Consider the following 13,856-nt stretch of genomic DNA (forward strand, 5'->3'; position numbering starts at 1 on the left):
TGACGGGGTAGCGGGGTTGGATTGGCTTCAGCGCCAGCGACGGAAGATCAACGAAGTGTTGACCCCACCGAAGGCGAAGTTGTTGTTCATCACGTATTCGTTACTCATCGAGCGGAACTCGTGGCGCAGGTAGTCGAGCTTGCCGCACTCGGGATCGACTTCATCGAGATTGAAAGTGTGCACGTAGCGGTCACGGTTCATCATTTCGATGCTGAACCAGGATTCCAGCGCCCCGCAAGCCCCCAGGGTGTGACCGAGGAAGCTCTTCTGCGAACTGATGGGCATGTGCTCGCCAAACAGGCTGCTGGTGGCGAGGGTTTCGGCAATGTCGCCCTGTTCGGTGGCGGTGCCGTGGCCGTTGACGTAGCCGATGGCGGAAGGCGCCAGGCCCGCGTCTTCCAGGGCCAGTTCCATGGCCCGGCGCATGGTGGTCAGCTCCGGACGGGTGGCGTGCTGGCCGTCGGCGTTGCTGCCGAAGCCGACGATCTCGGCATGAATCCGTGCGCCGCGGGCCAGGGCGTGCTCCAGCTCTTCAAGGACCAGCATGCCGGCGCCTTCGCCGATCACCAGGCCATCGCGGTTTTTGTCATAGGGACGCGGACTGGTTTGCGGCGCATCGTTTTTCAGGCTGGTGGCGTAGAGCGCGTCGAAGACCATCGCTTCGGTCGGGCACAGTTCCTCCGCGCCACCGGCGAGCATCAGTGGCAGGCGGCCAAACTTGATCGCCTCGTAGGCATAGCCGATGCCGTGGCTGCCGCTGGTGCAGGCGCTGGACGTAGGAATCATCCGCCCGGTGAGGCCGAAGAAAATACTGATATTGGCCGCCGTGGTGTGAGGCATCATCCGCACGTAGGAGTTGGCGTTGAGCCCCTCGGCCACGCTGTTGAGCAGCATGTTGCCAAAGGCCTTGATCTCGTCGGTGCTGCCGGTGGATGAGCCGCAGGACACACCCATGCGCCCGTCCTTGATCGACTCGTCGCCCAGCAGGCCGGCATCGGCCAGGGCCTGTTCCGCCGCGGCCACCGCCATCCGCGAAACCCGGCCCATGCTGCGCAGTTGCTTGCGTGTCCAGTGGGCCGGGACCTGGAAATCATCCACAGGCCCGGCCAGGCGGGTGTTCAGCTCAGAGAAGCGATCCCACTCATCCATGCGCCGGATACCGCTGCAGTTGGCGGCGAAGTTGCCAGCGATGGTGTCCCACTCGCTGCCGATGGAAGTGATGCCGGCCATGCCGGTGACGACGACGCGCTTCATCAGCACAGGCCTCCGTTGACGGCCAGTACCTGCCGGGTGATGTAGCCGGCTTCGGCGGACATCAGGAAGTTCACCGCGCCGGCCACTTCTTCCGGGGTGCCCATGCGCTGGGCGGGGATCATCTTCATCAGTTCTTCCACAGGTACATTTTCATCGAGCATGGCGGTGTCGATCAGCCCTGGCGCGACGCAGTTGACGGTGATCTTGCGCTTGCCCAGCTCGATTGCCAACGCCTTGGCCGCGCCGATCAGGCCGGCCTTCGAAGCACTGTAGTTGACCTGGCCGCGATTGCCGATCAGCCCCGAGACCGAGGTGATGCAGACGATCCGTCCGGCGGCGCGGCGACGGATCATCGGCATCATCACCGGGTGCAGCACGTTGTAGAAACCGTCGAGGTTGGTGCGCATCACCGTGTCCCAGTCATCTTCGCTCAAGGCAGGGAAGGCGCCGTCGCGGGTCAGGCCGGCGTTGAGCACGACGCCGTAATAGGCGCCGTAGGTCTCGACATCCGCCTCAAGGATCGCCTTGCAGGCCGCGCGGTCGGAAACGTCGAATTGCAGCACCCGTGCATTGCGCCCCAGGGCCTGGATCTCGGCCTGGACGGTTTCGGCCTCGGCACGGCCACTGCGACAGTGCAGCACGATGTCATGCCCGGCCTGGGCCAGTCGCAGGGCGATGGCGCGGCCGATGCCACGGCTGGAGCCGGTGACCAGGATGGATTCAGTCATGGCGTGTTTCCTGTTGCGGACGGTTCAGAAAGATAATGGGCGGCCTGGGGCGGACGGAACACGTTCAGCCGCGCCGTGGCGTGGATGCCGGGGGCCTGGATATGGCATTCGAACACACCCATGCCGTTGTCGTCTTCCAGTGAGCGCACGCCGTGGATGGTCAGCTCGGTGCCGACTGGAAAACATTCGACATTGCATTCGAACTTACGGGTGCCGAGCAGGAAGCCCAGCTCCACGGCGTCGCCGCGCCGGCGTGCATGGCAACCGGCGAATGCCGCGACACTCTGGGCCATCAGCTCGATGCCGACCCAGGCCGGCAGGGCGCCGTCGTCGCGGTTGAACAGGCCACCGGGCCGGACGGTGGCGTGGGTATGGATCTGTTCGTCATCGAACGACAGGATCCGGTCGATCAGGATCATGTCGCCTGCGTGGGGCAGCAACTCGGCGAGCGGCCAGTCAATCATGGGGCGTCTCCGATAATCAGGCTGACGTTATTGCCGCCGAAGGCGAAGGAGTTGCTCATCAGGCGACGTGGCAGGGTCGGTTTCAGGCGGGTCGCGGCGCTGGTCCAATCCAACGCTGGCAGCGTTGGATCGGCCTGGCCGTCCCAGATGTGCGGCGGCAACGCCTGGGCGGCGTTCTCGGTGCTCAGGGCCAGCCAGCAGAACGCCGCTTCCAGCGCTCCGGCGGCGCCGAGGGTGTGGCCGGTCAAGGGTTTGGTCGAGGAGCAGGGCACGCCGGCCGGGAATAACTCGGCCACCGCCAGGCTTTCCATGGCGTCGTTGTGTTGCGTGGCGGTGCCGTGCAGGTTCAGGTAGTCGATCTGGCCCGGCTCGAGGCCGGCGCAACGCAAGGCCTTTTCCATCGCCTGGCGGGCGCCGCGTCCAGTGGGCTCGGGGGCGGAAATATGATGCGCATCGGAGCTGGCGCCGTCCCCCAGCAAGGCAATCGGGGCGCCAGCGCCGGGGGTCTTGCTCATCAGGAACAGCACCGCTGCCTCGCCGATGTTGATGCCGCTGCGGTTCACCGAAAACGGGTTGCACCGTTCATTCGACACCGCTTCCAGTGCGCAGAAGCCGTTGAGGGTCAGTTTGCACAGGCTGTCCACTCCACCGCACAGCACGGCATCGCACAGGCCCAGGTCCAGCAGGCGGCGGGCGCTCATCAGGGCGCGGGCGCTGGAGGTGCAGGCGGTCGAGATCACATAGGACGGCCCGCTCAAGCCGAGCCAGTCGGACAGAAAATTGGCCGGCGCGCTGAGCTCCTGTTGCTGGTAGTCGTAGCCCTCGGGAAAGTGCTGTTCACGCAGGTAATGGGCGATGCCATGGCTGGCTTCGTCGATACCCGACGTGCTGGTGCCCAGCACGATGCCGATGCGGGTGCGACCGTAGGCCTGGATGGCCTGGTCGATTTCGGCGCGGATTTGCAAGCCGGCTTCCAGCAGCAGCTGGTTATTGCGGCTGCGCTGCATCGCCAGGGCCTGGGGGATGGGCGCCAGTTCACCGCTCACCGAGGCCACCGGCAAGGCCCGGTCGGCCACCCAACCTTCTTCGAGGCGCAGGCCCGAGCCATCGCCGGCAAACAGGTTGCGCGCCACGCTGCGTTTGTCGCGGCCCAGGGCGCAGATCAATCCAAGGGCGTTCAGGTAGGCGGTCATGGGGCGCTCTCGGTCAACGGCGTGATGCGGTAGTGCGGGCCTTGGGGCAGGCTCAGTTGGAAGACCAGCGGTCGCTGGTAGGTCACCTGCCAACGGGCATCGAGGCTCCGTTGCGACGCCCGCTGGCGCGCGGTGGGGTAGTTGCCCGCCAGTTCGGCTTCGGGCGTGAGGGCGAACAACAGCGCGGCGAACAACTCCCGCGCCTCGGCATTCGGCGGCAGCAACCCGTCGGCCTGCCATTGGCCCTCGACCAGGCGCTGGCGGGCCACGGGAATGCCCAGCGGGTCCATCATCGACCAGCGGATCCCGGCGTCTTCGCATTGGATTACCAGTAACCAGTCCTGACGCTGGCCGGCCAACTGCCGTTCGATGTGCAGTTGCAGGGGCAAGGCAAGCGTTGGCGTGCGCTCAGGCAACGGTGCGTGGCTGGCGCAGGCGCTGAGCAGCAACAGGCCGACAATAAGCAGGGCGCGCATCATCCGGCGGCCCCTTCCATGGGTTTGCGGGCCACCACGTTGACCAGGGTTTCCTCGCGCTCGCCGAACGGCTTGGGCCGACGCAGGCCAAAACGCTCCAACAGACCGAAATCCCTGGCACGGCTCCACCACAGGTATGGGTAGGACACGTTGCCGGCCTCGAACTGGAAGCCTTGTTCGCGAATCATCGCCAGGTACTGCGCGGCGCTTTTCTGCACGTGCATCGGGTGGCGGAACAACCAGCGGATCACCCAGGTATCGATGTAGGCCTCGGTGGATTCGGCGAACATCAGGTAGCCGCCGGGCTTGAGCACGCGATAGAACTCGGCGAGGGCCTTTTCCTGCTCCACCAGGTGATGGAACGTCTGGTGGCAGAACACCAGGTCGACGCTGGCATCGGGCACCGGCAATTGCGCGCAGTCGCTGCCGATCAGTTCCACGGCCATGCCCTGGCGCGCCGCTTCCTCGGCGCTCAAGTCCAGGCTATGGGGATCGGCATCGACGCCAATCAAATGCTGTGGTGCGAACACCTGGCGCAGGTACTGGAACGATTTGCCCTGGCCGCAACCGGCATCCAGCAACACTGGATTGGCCGGCAGCGGTTGGCTGAACAACCCGCGCAGGTCGTTGATCGCGACCCGCAACACATGATGCTGCCAGGTGTGGCTACGCAGGAACCAGAAGCCGAAGCGCGTCTCTTCGACGTAGTTGTCGCTCAGATAGCTCATGAAGCGTCACTCGCGCAGATTTCCGAAAGCATGCGCAGGCGGCGCTTGGGTTCGCTGACGAACGGATTGCGCTCATCCCAGGCATAGCCGGCCAGGATCGAGCTGATCATGCGGCGGATGTCGGCGGAGCCTTCGGTGTAGAAAATTACGTCCTGGAAGGTGCCGGCGTACCAGCCTTCGACGTAGCAGCGGAAGGTATCGACGCCGCGCTTGAGTGGCTCGGCGAATTCGCTCTGCCAATCCACGGCTTCACCTTGCAACTGACGATGCAGCACACCGGCGGCCATGCTCGCCGAGCGCATGGCGATGGTCACGCCGGACGAGAACACCGGGTCGAGAAATTCCGCGGCGTTGCCCAGCAGGGCGAAGCCCGGGCCGTGCAGGGTTTTGACATTGGCCGAGTAACCGCCGATGGTCCGCGCCGGGGTGTCCCACACGGCGTTCTGCAACACGCCGGCCAGGCTCGGGGTCTCGTCGATGAAGCCGCGCAGGCAGGCATCGAGGTCGTCGGTGCGACCGGCGAAATGTTCCGCTGCCGCGACCACGCCCACCGAGCAGCGCCCGCCGCTGAACGGGATGGTCCAGAACCAGACGTCGCGCTTGCTCGGATGGGTGGTGATGAGGATTTTTTCGCGATCGAAGGTCGGGGCGTCGATGCGATCTTCAATATGGGTGAACACCGCCTGGCGCACCGGGAAGTTCGACGGCGCCTCCAGGTCCAGCAGGCGCGGCAGGACCCGGCCATAGCCGCTCGCGTCGAGCACGAAGTCGGCTTCGACCCGGTACTGGCTGCCGTCTTCACGTTGCACGCCCAGTTGCGGCCGGGCGAGGCTGAAGTCGGCGCTGGCAATGGCCTGGCCGTAACGGATTTCCACGCCTTGCAGCGCCGCCTGGTCGGCCAGCAGCTTGTCGAAATCGGCGCGTTGCACCTGGAAGGTGGTCGGTTTGCCATGGCTGAAAGTGTCGCCGAAATTGAAGGCGCTATAGCGCTCGCCCCAGGCGAAGGCCGCGCCGTTCTTGCGCTGGAACCCGGCGGCATTCACCGCGTCGAGCATCCCGGCTTCTTCGACGAAATCCAGGCAATGGGACAGCAGGCTCTCGCCGATGGAGAACCGTGGGAAATGCTGGCGCTCGATGACCAGCACATCGTGGCCCTTGCGCTTGAGCAGCGCGGCTGCGATGGCGCCGGAAGGGCCCGCGCCGATCACGACGACCTGGCGACTTTCCATTTCAACTTCTGGCATTGGAGCTCCTGGCCGGGACGGCAATCGAGGTCATACGGTGAAAACCGGCCAGGGCCGGCAGCAATGTAGCGATCAGCCCCATCAGCATCAGCGTGAAGTACAGCGCCGGGCTGATGAGCTGTTGTTGCAAGAGCAAATTGAGGAACACGATTTCACTCAAGCCACGGATGTTCAGCAAGACACTTTCACGCCAGCGGCTGGCACCGGCGAACGACGCCCCGGCCCAACCCAGCCCCAGCCAGTTGCCCAGCAGTTTGCTGGCAATCGGCAAGCCCAGCAACGCCAGCCATTGCACCCAGCCGAGGCTGCTCATGGCGCAGTGGACGTTGATCTGGACGATGCCGAACGTGAGGATCAGCGGGATCGCCAGGTACGTCTGTAGCCCCTGCATCCAGGCCGTGTTGACGGGCAAGACCAGCGGCACCTTGAGCGCGGCCATGCACAGCAGGTAGCCGATGCCGACGATCAGTGCATTGAGCCGGTAGTGTTCGGCCACCACCAGCAAGGCAAAGAAGATCCCGCTGTGCAACAACGGCTGACGCAGGCCGAGCAACCGCAACAGCAGCGGCACGCAGGCGCCGGCCAACGGCAGCAACAGGCTGCTCAGGTGCAGGCTGCCCTGGGCCAGGCCGAACAGGCTCCAGCAGGCCAGGTCGATCAGGATCGCCGTCTGCACCAGGCGCCGGGTGGCGGCGGGCGGGTAGTCGATATGGCGCAGATACAGGTACAGCACCGGGATCGCGGTGATTGCGAACAGCAGGCCCACCGCCAGGGAGCTGATCCACGGTTGCGGCGGCAACAGCCAGAAGGCTGTTCCCAAGCCGCAGGCGAACGGAACGACGAAGCTGGGCAGCGCGATCTTTACGCTCTGGCGGTCCAGGCGCAGGTCGATCACGTCGCTGAGGATGTGCCCCAGCAACAACGCGAACGCCAGGCTGTAGAGGTTCTTCAGCCATACCGGCGATACCAGCTGCGCGCCGCTGAGCTGCCAGCCCGGCTCGATCCAGAAATACATTAGCAGCGGCAGGCCGAAGGTCGCCAGCAGCAACTGGCTGACAATCGGGATCAGTCCGAAGCGTCGGCCCACTAACGTCGCGACAGCGAACAAGACCAGGGCCATCAGCCAGAAAACCGGGATCAGCATGGCCTGGGCTCCGGCGCGGTGGCCTCGTGGGCGTGACGCCCGGCCCACGGCGCCAGCATGAAGCTGAAGGCCAGTCCCAGGCTCACCGACAGGCCGAAGTTACTCACCGCCGGCGTGCTGGAAAGGGCCAGTAGACCGAACGACAGCCAGGTGGTGACCGCCGCCAGGAAGGTCCCCAGCAAGCTCACCGCGGCGCCGCCGATCTGTTCGCGCATGAGGATCGCATAGTCGACGCCGATGGCGGTCACCAGCAGCAGGCCGAACAGGCTGAACAGGGTCAGCGGCTGCCCCAGCCAGCCGAGGCTCGCCAGGCTGCACAGCGCCGCGAGCAGCGGTAGGGCGACGATGCGCAAGGCTGCGCCGACCCCGAATGGCCAGATCAGCACCAGTACGATCAGCACGCAAGAGGCCAGTTTCAGCTCGGCGGCGCTGACCTGCGTGGCGGCGAACACCTGGTTCAGGTCTCCCAGGCGATCCACCAGTTGCACGCCTGGCAGATCCACCGCCTGCACCCGCAGCAGCGCCGCGTCATTCAGGCCTTGCAGACTGACGGTGGCGGCCACGCCTTGTCCGGTCGGGCCGAGCCAGAGCGTGCGATACGGTTCGGCCAGGGGGCCGCTCAGTGCCGCGTCGATGTCTTCGATCGGCAGGGCTTGCAGTTGCGCCAACTCCGCTTGCAGCGCGGCGACCGGCACGCCCAGGTCCAGCAGCGGTTGCCAGAACGCCGGCAACCGGGCCAGGGCTTCCCGGACTTTCTGCTGCTCGGCCGGCGGGCTGACCAGTTGGTTCAGCGACAGGTAACCCTGGAGTTTGTCCAGGCCGACTAACTGATCCAGGCGCTCGTTGAGCGCGGTCTGGCGCTCCAGCAGTTGGGCCTGGTCGTCGGCGCGGATCAGGAAGAACTGACTGGTGGGCTGGAAACCGGTGATGCGCGCAATGTCGCGGGCTTCGTCGGTCAGGTGTTGGGGCGTACCGATCCACTGGCGGATGTCGTTCTTGGTGGTCAGATGCCACAGACCGCCCGCGCAGAAGGCTAGCAACAGCCCCAGCAGGACGGGCGTGCGCACCCGCGCCAACAAGGTTTCGCGCAGCTTGAGCAGGCCCTCGCACAAGCGCAGCGGCCATTGGGCCGGGCGCAGGTCCGCGCCCTTGAGCAGCGCCGGCAGCAGGCAGACAGCCGTCAGATAGGCGCCGATGAGTCCGGCGGCGGAAAATATCGCGATCTGGGTCAGCGCCGGGAAGGGCGTCCAGGCCAGGGCGAGGTAGCCGATGCAGGTGGTCACCAGGCTCAGGCTCAGGCCCGGCAGGGTCAGGCGCAGGGCCGGCCAGCTGCGCCAGGGCTTCAGGCTCCAGCTCTTGGACAGATAGTGGAGCGGGTAATCCACCGCCACGCCGATCAGGCTGGAACCCAGCACCAGGGTCATGACGTGCATGCGACCGAACAGCGCCACGCACGCCACCGCACCGAACAGCATGCCCACCAGCACCGGGACGAAGGCCAGCCACACCCGCAGGCGCCGGAACGCCAGGAGCAACAGCAGCAGGATGCCGACCGTCGCGCCGCCGCCGACCCAGGTGATTTCCCGCGAGGCCTGTTGTTGGCCGCTGGCGGCGTACAGCAGGCCGCTGGCGGCCAGCAGTTGCCCTTGGGCCTGGCTAGCCTGCTCGCGACTGCGCTGCAGCAACGCGGCCACTTGCAGCGGCAGATTCATGTCAAACGCGTTGCCCTGGGTGCGGGCCCGCAGCATCACCCAATGCTTGCCGTCGGCCTCGGCGACCAGCGCCCCGCTGCCCACGTCGAGCTGTATCGCGCCGCGTTGTGGCTGGCTGTTCTGGATGCGTCCGGTCAGGCCCAGCCAATCGTCCTGGCTGGGCACCAGGCTGAAGCCGCTGAACGGATCGAACAGCGCCTGGACCCGTTGCTGGATGAACGCCTGGGGTTGTTCGATCAGCTGTTGACGGTCCGCCGCCGAGAGCATCGCCAGCCGTCCGTTGAGCAGTTGCGTGCGCAGCGCCGGCAAATCGGCCTGCAAGGTCCACTGGACCTTGTCGAACAGTCCGCTGGCCTGCCATTGCCCGGCGAGGTTTTGCGCCAGGGCGAGGGCCTGTTGTCGGTCGACGTGCCCGACCAGCACAAGTACCTCGCGATTGAGCGGTTCTTGCATGCGTTGTTCGGCGACGAGCTCCAAGGCGTCCGGGGAGGTGCCCGGCACCAGTTCCATGAGATTGGCCGACAGCGGCGCGCCCTGACGCCATTGCCAGCCGGCGAGCGCCAGTACTGCCAGCAGCAGGATCAGGAACAGCCGTGGCAAGCTGCGTTCACTCGGTAAAGTCATGTTGCTCCGCTTCACTCAAGGGCTGCGCGCTGGTGGCGTCCTGCATGCGCAGCACGGTGCTGTCGCCCTGGGTTTCCAGCAGCTCGATGCGTTGCACCAGTTCGCCGCCGTCGATGTTGATCTGGTTGAAGACCTGCTTGAGCAGCACCGACCGCGGAGTCAGGGTGAGTTTCCATTGCTGTGGCTCGCCTGAAAGGCTCAGCTCGAAATCCCGTTGCAGGCCGCTGCTGTCGCCCTGCAATACCGCCAGGAACAGACGGTTCTGTTCGGCGCCGGCGCTTTTGTTCGGCAGCATCTGCCAGGTGTCGCCGTCCCGCCGGGCAATGCCCTGGGCGCTGATGCGGTAATCCTGTTGCAACGGGGTTTGCAGCAGCCAGAGCAGGCCGTGTTGCTTGGCCAGCACGAAGCGACCCTTGCTGATCAGCGGCTGGGGCAGGGCGCGCAAGTGTTTCTCCTGGATGAACTGGCCGTGGATCACCTCCGGACGCGCCAGTTGATCGCTCAACTGCTGCAAATCGAAGGCCTGGGCCAAGGGCGCCAGGCAGCACAGCAAGAGCCAGACCGACAAGCGCTTCATGGCAGTTTCCTTTCAACGGCTTCGACAAAGACCCGAGGCGAGGCCAGCAGCATTTCGCGGCTGGCGATGTCCACCGCCACCTGCACCGAACTGGCGCGGGTCAGGCGTTCGCCGGTGGCTGCATCGCTGATCAGGTAATTGATCTTCAATCGGTTTTCCCACTCCACCAGGCTGGCGCGCACGGTCAGCGTCTGGCCGAACACCGCGCTGCGTACGTAGCGCAATTGCAGGTCGATCACCGGCCACGCATGGCCGGATTCGAGCATGTCGTTGTAGTTGTGGCCGATCAGGTCGAGCAGCGCGCAGCGGGCCACTTCCAGGTATTTGACGTAGTGGCCGTGCCAGACCACGTTCATCGAATCCACATCGAAGAATGGCACCACCACCTGCGTGTCGACGTGCAGCACGCCCTGGCTACGCATGCAGCCTCCAGTGTTGCTCGGCGATGCGTTGCAGGCACAGGCGCAATTCGCCTTCCAGGGCGCGGTCCTCGATGACCGGGGCGAAATCCTCGGCCAGTTGCGTGTGCATGACAGCCAGGGCCGGTGGCAGCGCTCGTGCATCTTCGGCGCGGCTGCGCAGCCACACGCCCTGGTTGGCCGCCAGCAGCGTCGCGGCGGCGACCTGTTCGGTCAATTCCAATACGCGAATCGCATCCCGGGCGGCGATGGTGCCCATGCTCACCTTGTCTTGGTTGTGGCACTCGGTGGAGCGCGAGAACACGCTGGCCGGCATCGTGTTTTTCAAGGCTTCGGCGGTCCAGGCGCTGGCGCCGATCTGCACGGCCTTGAAGCCATGGTTGAGCATCGCCCGCTCGGCGCTGGCGCCGGACAGGTTGCTCGGCAGGCCGTGGTTGTAGCGTTCGTCCACCAGCAGCGCGAGTTGTCGGTCCAGCAGGTCGGCGACGTTAGCCACCAGGTTTTTCAGGCTGTCCATGGCGAAGGCGATGTGCCCGCCGTAGAAGTGCCCGCCATGCAGGACCCGCTCGGCCTCGGCGTCGATGATCGGGTTGTCGTTGGCGCTGTTGAGTTCGGTTTCGATGAACGAACGCAGCCAGGCCAGGCTGTCCGCCAGCACGCCGAGCACATGGGGAGCGCAGCGCAAGGAATAGCGGTCTTGCAGGCGATGCAGCGGCGCGGTCGGTGCATCGATCGCCAGGTCCTCGCGCAGCCACGCGGCGACTTGCATCTGCCCCGGGTGTGGCTTGGCGGCGAACAGGCGTTCGTCGAAATGCTCCGGGTTGCCTTGCAGGGCGACCACGTTCAGCGCAGTGATGCGGGTCGCCAGGTGCAGCAGGTAATCGGCCCGGGCGTAGGCCAGGCAGGCCAGGCCGGTCATCACCGCGGTGCCGTTCATCAGCGCCAGGGCTTCCTTGGGCCGTAGCACCAAGGGCGTCCAGCCCAGTTCGCGGTGCACGTCGGCGGCTGCGCGGCGTTCGCCACGGAACATGACTTCACGCTCGCCGGACAAGGTCGCGGCAACGTAGGACAGCGGCGTCAGGTCACCGCTGGCGCCCACCGAGCCTTCTTCGGGAATCAGCGGCAGGATGTCGTGTTCGAGGAAGGCTTGCAGGCGTTCCAGCAGTTCCACGCGCACCCCTGAAACGCCGTGACACAGCGACTGCAAGCGCGCCGCCAGCACCGCACGGGTGGCCTGGGCGTCCAGCAGCTTGCCCAGGCCGCAGCCGTGGAAGGTGTACAGGTGACGCGGCAAGGCCTCGACGTGGTGCAGCGGCACCGCCACCACGCAGGAGTCACCGTAGCCGGTGGTCACGCCGTAGATCACGCCTTCCTTGTCCAGCAAAGAATCGAGGAACTGCGCGCCCTTGGCGATGCGCTGGCGGAACGCCGGGTCATCCTGCAAGCGGGTCGGCGCCTGGCGGTTCGCCAGGGCCAGCACATCTTCGATGCGCAGAGGGCATTCGCCGAAGGTTACCGGCTCAAGAGTGGGCATCGTCATCGGTCTTCCAGAAAGGGTAAAAGTTGAACCACTGTTGCGGGCCCTGGAGGCAGAACTGCGCCAGGCGTTCGGCGTAGCGGCCGGCCCAGTGGGCGATGGTTTGCTCGCGGTCGTTGCGCTTCCACACCACGGCCTCGGCGAAGGGTTCGAGGGTGACGCGATAGCGCCCCTCATGCTTGAGACACATCAACAGGTTGACCGGGCATTTCAGCAGGCCGGCCAGCAGCCAGGGGCCTTGGGGGAACGCGGCCGGATGGCCCAAGAAGTCTACGGTCACGCTGCGCCCCCCATGCAGCGGCACGCGGTCGCCGGCAATCGCCAGCCACTCGCCGCGCTCCAGGCGCTCGCTCAGTTGCAGCATGACCGCCGGGTCCAGTTCGCTGACCTGTATCAGCCGCAAGTGCGTGGCTCCGGCTTCGCCCAACAGGCGATTGAACTGCTCGGCGTGCTTGGTATGCACCAGCACGTTCATGGTGACTTTTTCACCCAGCTCGGCCAAGGCCCGGCACATCTCCAGGTTACCCAGGTGGGCGCCCACCAGCATCTGCCCGCGGGCGTCACGCAAGTGATTGCGCAGCAAGGCAGTGTCGACGATTTCGATCTGCTCGATGCTCAGCTTGCCGTTCCACACGTCGAGCTTGTCGAGCAGCGAATCGGCAAAGGCCATGAACTGCCCGAACACCCGCCAGCGGGTCGGGCGCAGCTCGGGACGGGCGCTCCAGTCGGCCAGGCGCTGCTGGTATTGCCAGGCGGCCTGGCGTGCGCTGCGCCCGAAAATGAAAAAGTACAGGACGATGCCGTACAGCACCGGTGTCAGCAGGCGACGGCCCAGCACCCTGGCGGCGAACGCGGTGAGTTTCATCAGCCAGAAGCTGCCGCGCTCCTGGCGGTCGGCCCAGTGTTGCTTGTCGACGTTCATGTTCGCCACCGTCGCCAGAGAATCAGCGGCAAGCGCACCAGCATGCCGAAGAACAGCCGGGTGTGCATGCTGGAAATCAGCACATTGTCGTGGAACAGCCGGAAGTGCGAGACCCCGTCGGCAGGGTAGTGAACCTGGGTGTGCAGCCAGCGCATCGGCTGGTTGCGCCAGGCCAGGCGCACCAAGATGTCGGAGTCAAAATCCATGCGCTTGCCGATATTGGCCGAGTCGATCAGCGCCAGGGTCGGTGGCAGCGGGTAGACCCGGAAGCCGCACATGGAGTCGCGGATTTGCAGGGACAGGCTGTTGATCCAGACCATGACGTGGGTCAGGTAGCGTGCGTACAGACGGCCTTTCGGCACGCTGGCGTCGTACCGTGGATAGCCGCAGATCAGCGCGTCGGGATGGGCACGGGACTGCTCAATGAACGTGCTCACGTCACCCAGGTCGTGCTGGCCGTCGGCATCCACCTGCAAGGCGTGGCTGAAACCCAGGCGCGCCGCTTCGCGCAGACCGGTCATCACTGCACCGCCCTTGCCTTGGTTGACCGCCAGCCGGACCAGATGCACCCGCTCGCCTTCGGCCAGTCGCTCCAGCACTGCTGCGCAGGCCGGGCTGCTGGCATCGTCCACCAGCACACAAGGCAGGTCGCGGGCGAGCAATGCCTGGACCACCGCCGAGATGGCGGTTTCGTGGTTGTAGACCGGGATCACGGCGCAGGGGTTATGCATGCTGTTTGCCTTGCGCCGATCCATTGTGGCGAGGGAGCTTGCTGTGGCGAGGGAGCTTGCTCCCGCTGGGCTGCGAAGCAGCCCCCCGCTTTCCAAGGGCGAG

General features: G+C 65.5%; 14 protein-coding genes. All 14 read right to left on the reverse strand.

All coding sequences use genetic code 11. The features are described 5' to 3' along the window. Positions 1–27: 27 nt before the first annotated feature. Genes ACLEJQ_RS17715 through ACLEJQ_RS17780 form a run of 14 tightly spaced genes read right to left on the reverse strand, consistent with a single transcriptional unit; the run spans position 28 to position 13,753 of the window. Positions 28–1,254, reverse strand: a complete 1,227-nt coding sequence (locus ACLEJQ_RS17715; protein ID WP_440796942.1) for a beta-ketoacyl-ACP synthase — start codon at positions 1,252–1,254, stop codon at positions 28–30. Continuing rightward, complete coding sequence (fabG, locus tag ACLEJQ_RS17720; protein WP_440796944.1) at positions 1,254–1,982, reverse strand: 3-oxoacyl-ACP reductase FabG; 729 nt, start codon at positions 1,980–1,982, stop codon at positions 1,254–1,256. The genes ACLEJQ_RS17715 and fabG overlap by 1 nt, the downstream gene beginning before the upstream one ends. Beyond that, positions 1,979–2,446: an ApeP family dehydratase gene (locus tag ACLEJQ_RS17725; RefSeq protein WP_440796946.1), complete on the reverse strand. Its 468-nt coding sequence runs from the start codon at positions 2,444–2,446 to the stop codon at positions 1,979–1,981. Before ACLEJQ_RS17725 ends, fabG begins: the two co-directional genes overlap by 4 nt. Continuing rightward, positions 2,443–3,639, reverse strand: coding sequence for a beta-ketoacyl-[acyl-carrier-protein] synthase family protein (locus tag ACLEJQ_RS17730; RefSeq protein ID WP_440796948.1), 1,197 nt, complete (start codon positions 3,637–3,639; stop codon positions 2,443–2,445). Before ACLEJQ_RS17730 ends, ACLEJQ_RS17725 begins: the two co-directional genes overlap by 4 nt. After that, on the reverse strand, positions 3,636–4,118 hold the full coding sequence (locus ACLEJQ_RS17735) for a DUF3261 domain-containing protein (RefSeq protein ID WP_440796950.1): 483 nt from the start codon (positions 4,116–4,118) through the stop codon (positions 3,636–3,638). Before ACLEJQ_RS17735 ends, ACLEJQ_RS17730 begins: the two co-directional genes overlap by 4 nt. Then, entirely contained in the window at positions 4,115–4,843 is a 729-nt protein-coding gene (locus ACLEJQ_RS17740; RefSeq protein WP_440796952.1) for a class I SAM-dependent methyltransferase, read from the reverse strand. The genes ACLEJQ_RS17735 and ACLEJQ_RS17740 overlap by 4 nt, the downstream gene beginning before the upstream one ends. Beyond that, positions 4,840–6,087: an NAD(P)/FAD-dependent oxidoreductase gene (locus tag ACLEJQ_RS17745; RefSeq protein ID WP_440796954.1), complete on the reverse strand. Its 1,248-nt coding sequence runs from the start codon at positions 6,085–6,087 to the stop codon at positions 4,840–4,842. The genes ACLEJQ_RS17740 and ACLEJQ_RS17745 overlap by 4 nt, the downstream gene beginning before the upstream one ends. Next, positions 6,074–7,231: a sodium:proton antiporter gene (locus ACLEJQ_RS17750; RefSeq protein ID WP_440796956.1), complete on the reverse strand. Its 1,158-nt coding sequence runs from the start codon at positions 7,229–7,231 to the stop codon at positions 6,074–6,076. Before ACLEJQ_RS17750 ends, ACLEJQ_RS17745 begins: the two co-directional genes overlap by 14 nt. Beyond that, complete coding sequence (locus ACLEJQ_RS17755; RefSeq protein ID WP_440796958.1) at positions 7,225–9,567, reverse strand: MMPL family transporter; 2,343 nt, start codon at positions 9,565–9,567, stop codon at positions 7,225–7,227. Before ACLEJQ_RS17755 ends, ACLEJQ_RS17750 begins: the two co-directional genes overlap by 7 nt. Further along, a complete protein-coding gene (locus tag ACLEJQ_RS17760) occupies positions 9,551–10,144 on the reverse strand; it encodes an outer membrane lipoprotein carrier protein LolA (RefSeq protein ID WP_440796960.1) in 594 nt (197 codons plus the stop codon). Before ACLEJQ_RS17760 ends, ACLEJQ_RS17755 begins: the two co-directional genes overlap by 17 nt. Next, a complete protein-coding gene (locus ACLEJQ_RS17765; protein WP_440796962.1) occupies positions 10,141–10,566 on the reverse strand; it encodes an acyl-CoA thioesterase in 426 nt (141 codons plus the stop codon). Before ACLEJQ_RS17765 ends, ACLEJQ_RS17760 begins: the two co-directional genes overlap by 4 nt. Next, positions 10,559–12,103: an HAL/PAL/TAL family ammonia-lyase gene (locus tag ACLEJQ_RS17770; RefSeq protein ID WP_440796964.1), complete on the reverse strand. Its 1,545-nt coding sequence runs from the start codon at positions 12,101–12,103 to the stop codon at positions 10,559–10,561. The genes ACLEJQ_RS17765 and ACLEJQ_RS17770 overlap by 8 nt, the downstream gene beginning before the upstream one ends. Continuing rightward, the gene (locus ACLEJQ_RS17775; RefSeq protein WP_440796966.1) at positions 12,084–13,022 is read right to left on the reverse strand and encodes an LpxL/LpxP family acyltransferase; all 939 of its coding nucleotides are present in this window, start codon (positions 13,020–13,022) and stop codon (positions 12,084–12,086) included. Before ACLEJQ_RS17775 ends, ACLEJQ_RS17770 begins: the two co-directional genes overlap by 20 nt. Next, positions 13,019–13,753 carry a glycosyltransferase family 2 protein gene (locus ACLEJQ_RS17780; RefSeq protein ID WP_440796968.1) on the reverse strand — a complete coding sequence of 245 codons (735 nt, stop codon included), beginning with the start codon at positions 13,751–13,753 and terminating at the stop codon, positions 13,019–13,021. Before ACLEJQ_RS17780 ends, ACLEJQ_RS17775 begins: the two co-directional genes overlap by 4 nt. Positions 13,754–13,856 lie beyond the last annotated feature (103 nt).

This window comes from Pseudomonas sp. SMV71 (assembly GCF_052042015.1).
Lineage (GTDB): Bacteria > Pseudomonadota > Gammaproteobacteria > Pseudomonadales > Pseudomonadaceae > Aquipseudomonas.

What these genes read in the sequence shown, in the direction of transcription:
- ACLEJQ_RS17735 (WP_440796950.1), bottom strand. Translation starts at nt 4,118, where the DNA reads ATGATGCGCGCCCTGCTTATTGTCGGCCTGTTGCTGCTCAGCGCCTGC.
- ACLEJQ_RS17745 (WP_440796954.1), bottom strand. Translation starts at nt 6,087, where the DNA reads ATGCCAGAAGTTGAAATGGAAAGTCGCCAGGTCGTCGTGATCGGCGCG.
- ACLEJQ_RS17750 (WP_440796956.1), bottom strand. Translation starts at nt 7,231, where the DNA reads ATGCTGATCCCGGTTTTCTGGCTGATGGCCCTGGTCTTGTTCGCTGTC.
- ACLEJQ_RS17775 (WP_440796966.1), bottom strand. Translation starts at nt 13,022, where the DNA reads ATGAACGTCGACAAGCAACACTGGGCCGACCGCCAGGAGCGCGGCAGC.
- ACLEJQ_RS17760 (WP_440796960.1), bottom strand. Translation starts at nt 10,144, where the DNA reads ATGAAGCGCTTGTCGGTCTGGCTCTTGCTGTGCTGCCTGGCGCCCTTG.
- ACLEJQ_RS17740 (WP_440796952.1), bottom strand. Translation starts at nt 4,843, where the DNA reads ATGAGCTATCTGAGCGACAACTACGTCGAAGAGACGCGCTTCGGCTTC.
- ACLEJQ_RS17725 (WP_440796946.1), bottom strand. Translation starts at nt 2,446, where the DNA reads ATGATTGACTGGCCGCTCGCCGAGTTGCTGCCCCACGCAGGCGACATG.
- ACLEJQ_RS17780 (WP_440796968.1), bottom strand. Translation starts at nt 13,753, where the DNA reads ATGCATAACCCCTGCGCCGTGATCCCGGTCTACAACCACGAAACCGCC.
- ACLEJQ_RS17715 (WP_440796942.1), bottom strand. Translation starts at nt 1,254, where the DNA reads ATGAAGCGCGTCGTCGTCACCGGCATGGCCGGCATCACTTCCATCGGC.
- ACLEJQ_RS17755 (WP_440796958.1), bottom strand. Translation starts at nt 9,567, where the DNA reads ATGACTTTACCGAGTGAACGCAGCTTGCCACGGCTGTTCCTGATCCTG.
- ACLEJQ_RS17730 (WP_440796948.1), bottom strand. Translation starts at nt 3,639, where the DNA reads ATGACCGCCTACCTGAACGCCCTTGGATTGATCTGCGCCCTGGGCCGC.
- ACLEJQ_RS17770 (WP_440796964.1), bottom strand. Translation starts at nt 12,103, where the DNA reads ATGACGATGCCCACTCTTGAGCCGGTAACCTTCGGCGAATGCCCTCTG.
- ACLEJQ_RS17765 (WP_440796962.1), bottom strand. Translation starts at nt 10,566, where the DNA reads ATGCGTAGCCAGGGCGTGCTGCACGTCGACACGCAGGTGGTGGTGCCA.
- fabG (WP_440796944.1), bottom strand. Translation starts at nt 1,982, where the DNA reads ATGACTGAATCCATCCTGGTCACCGGCTCCAGCCGTGGCATCGGCCGC.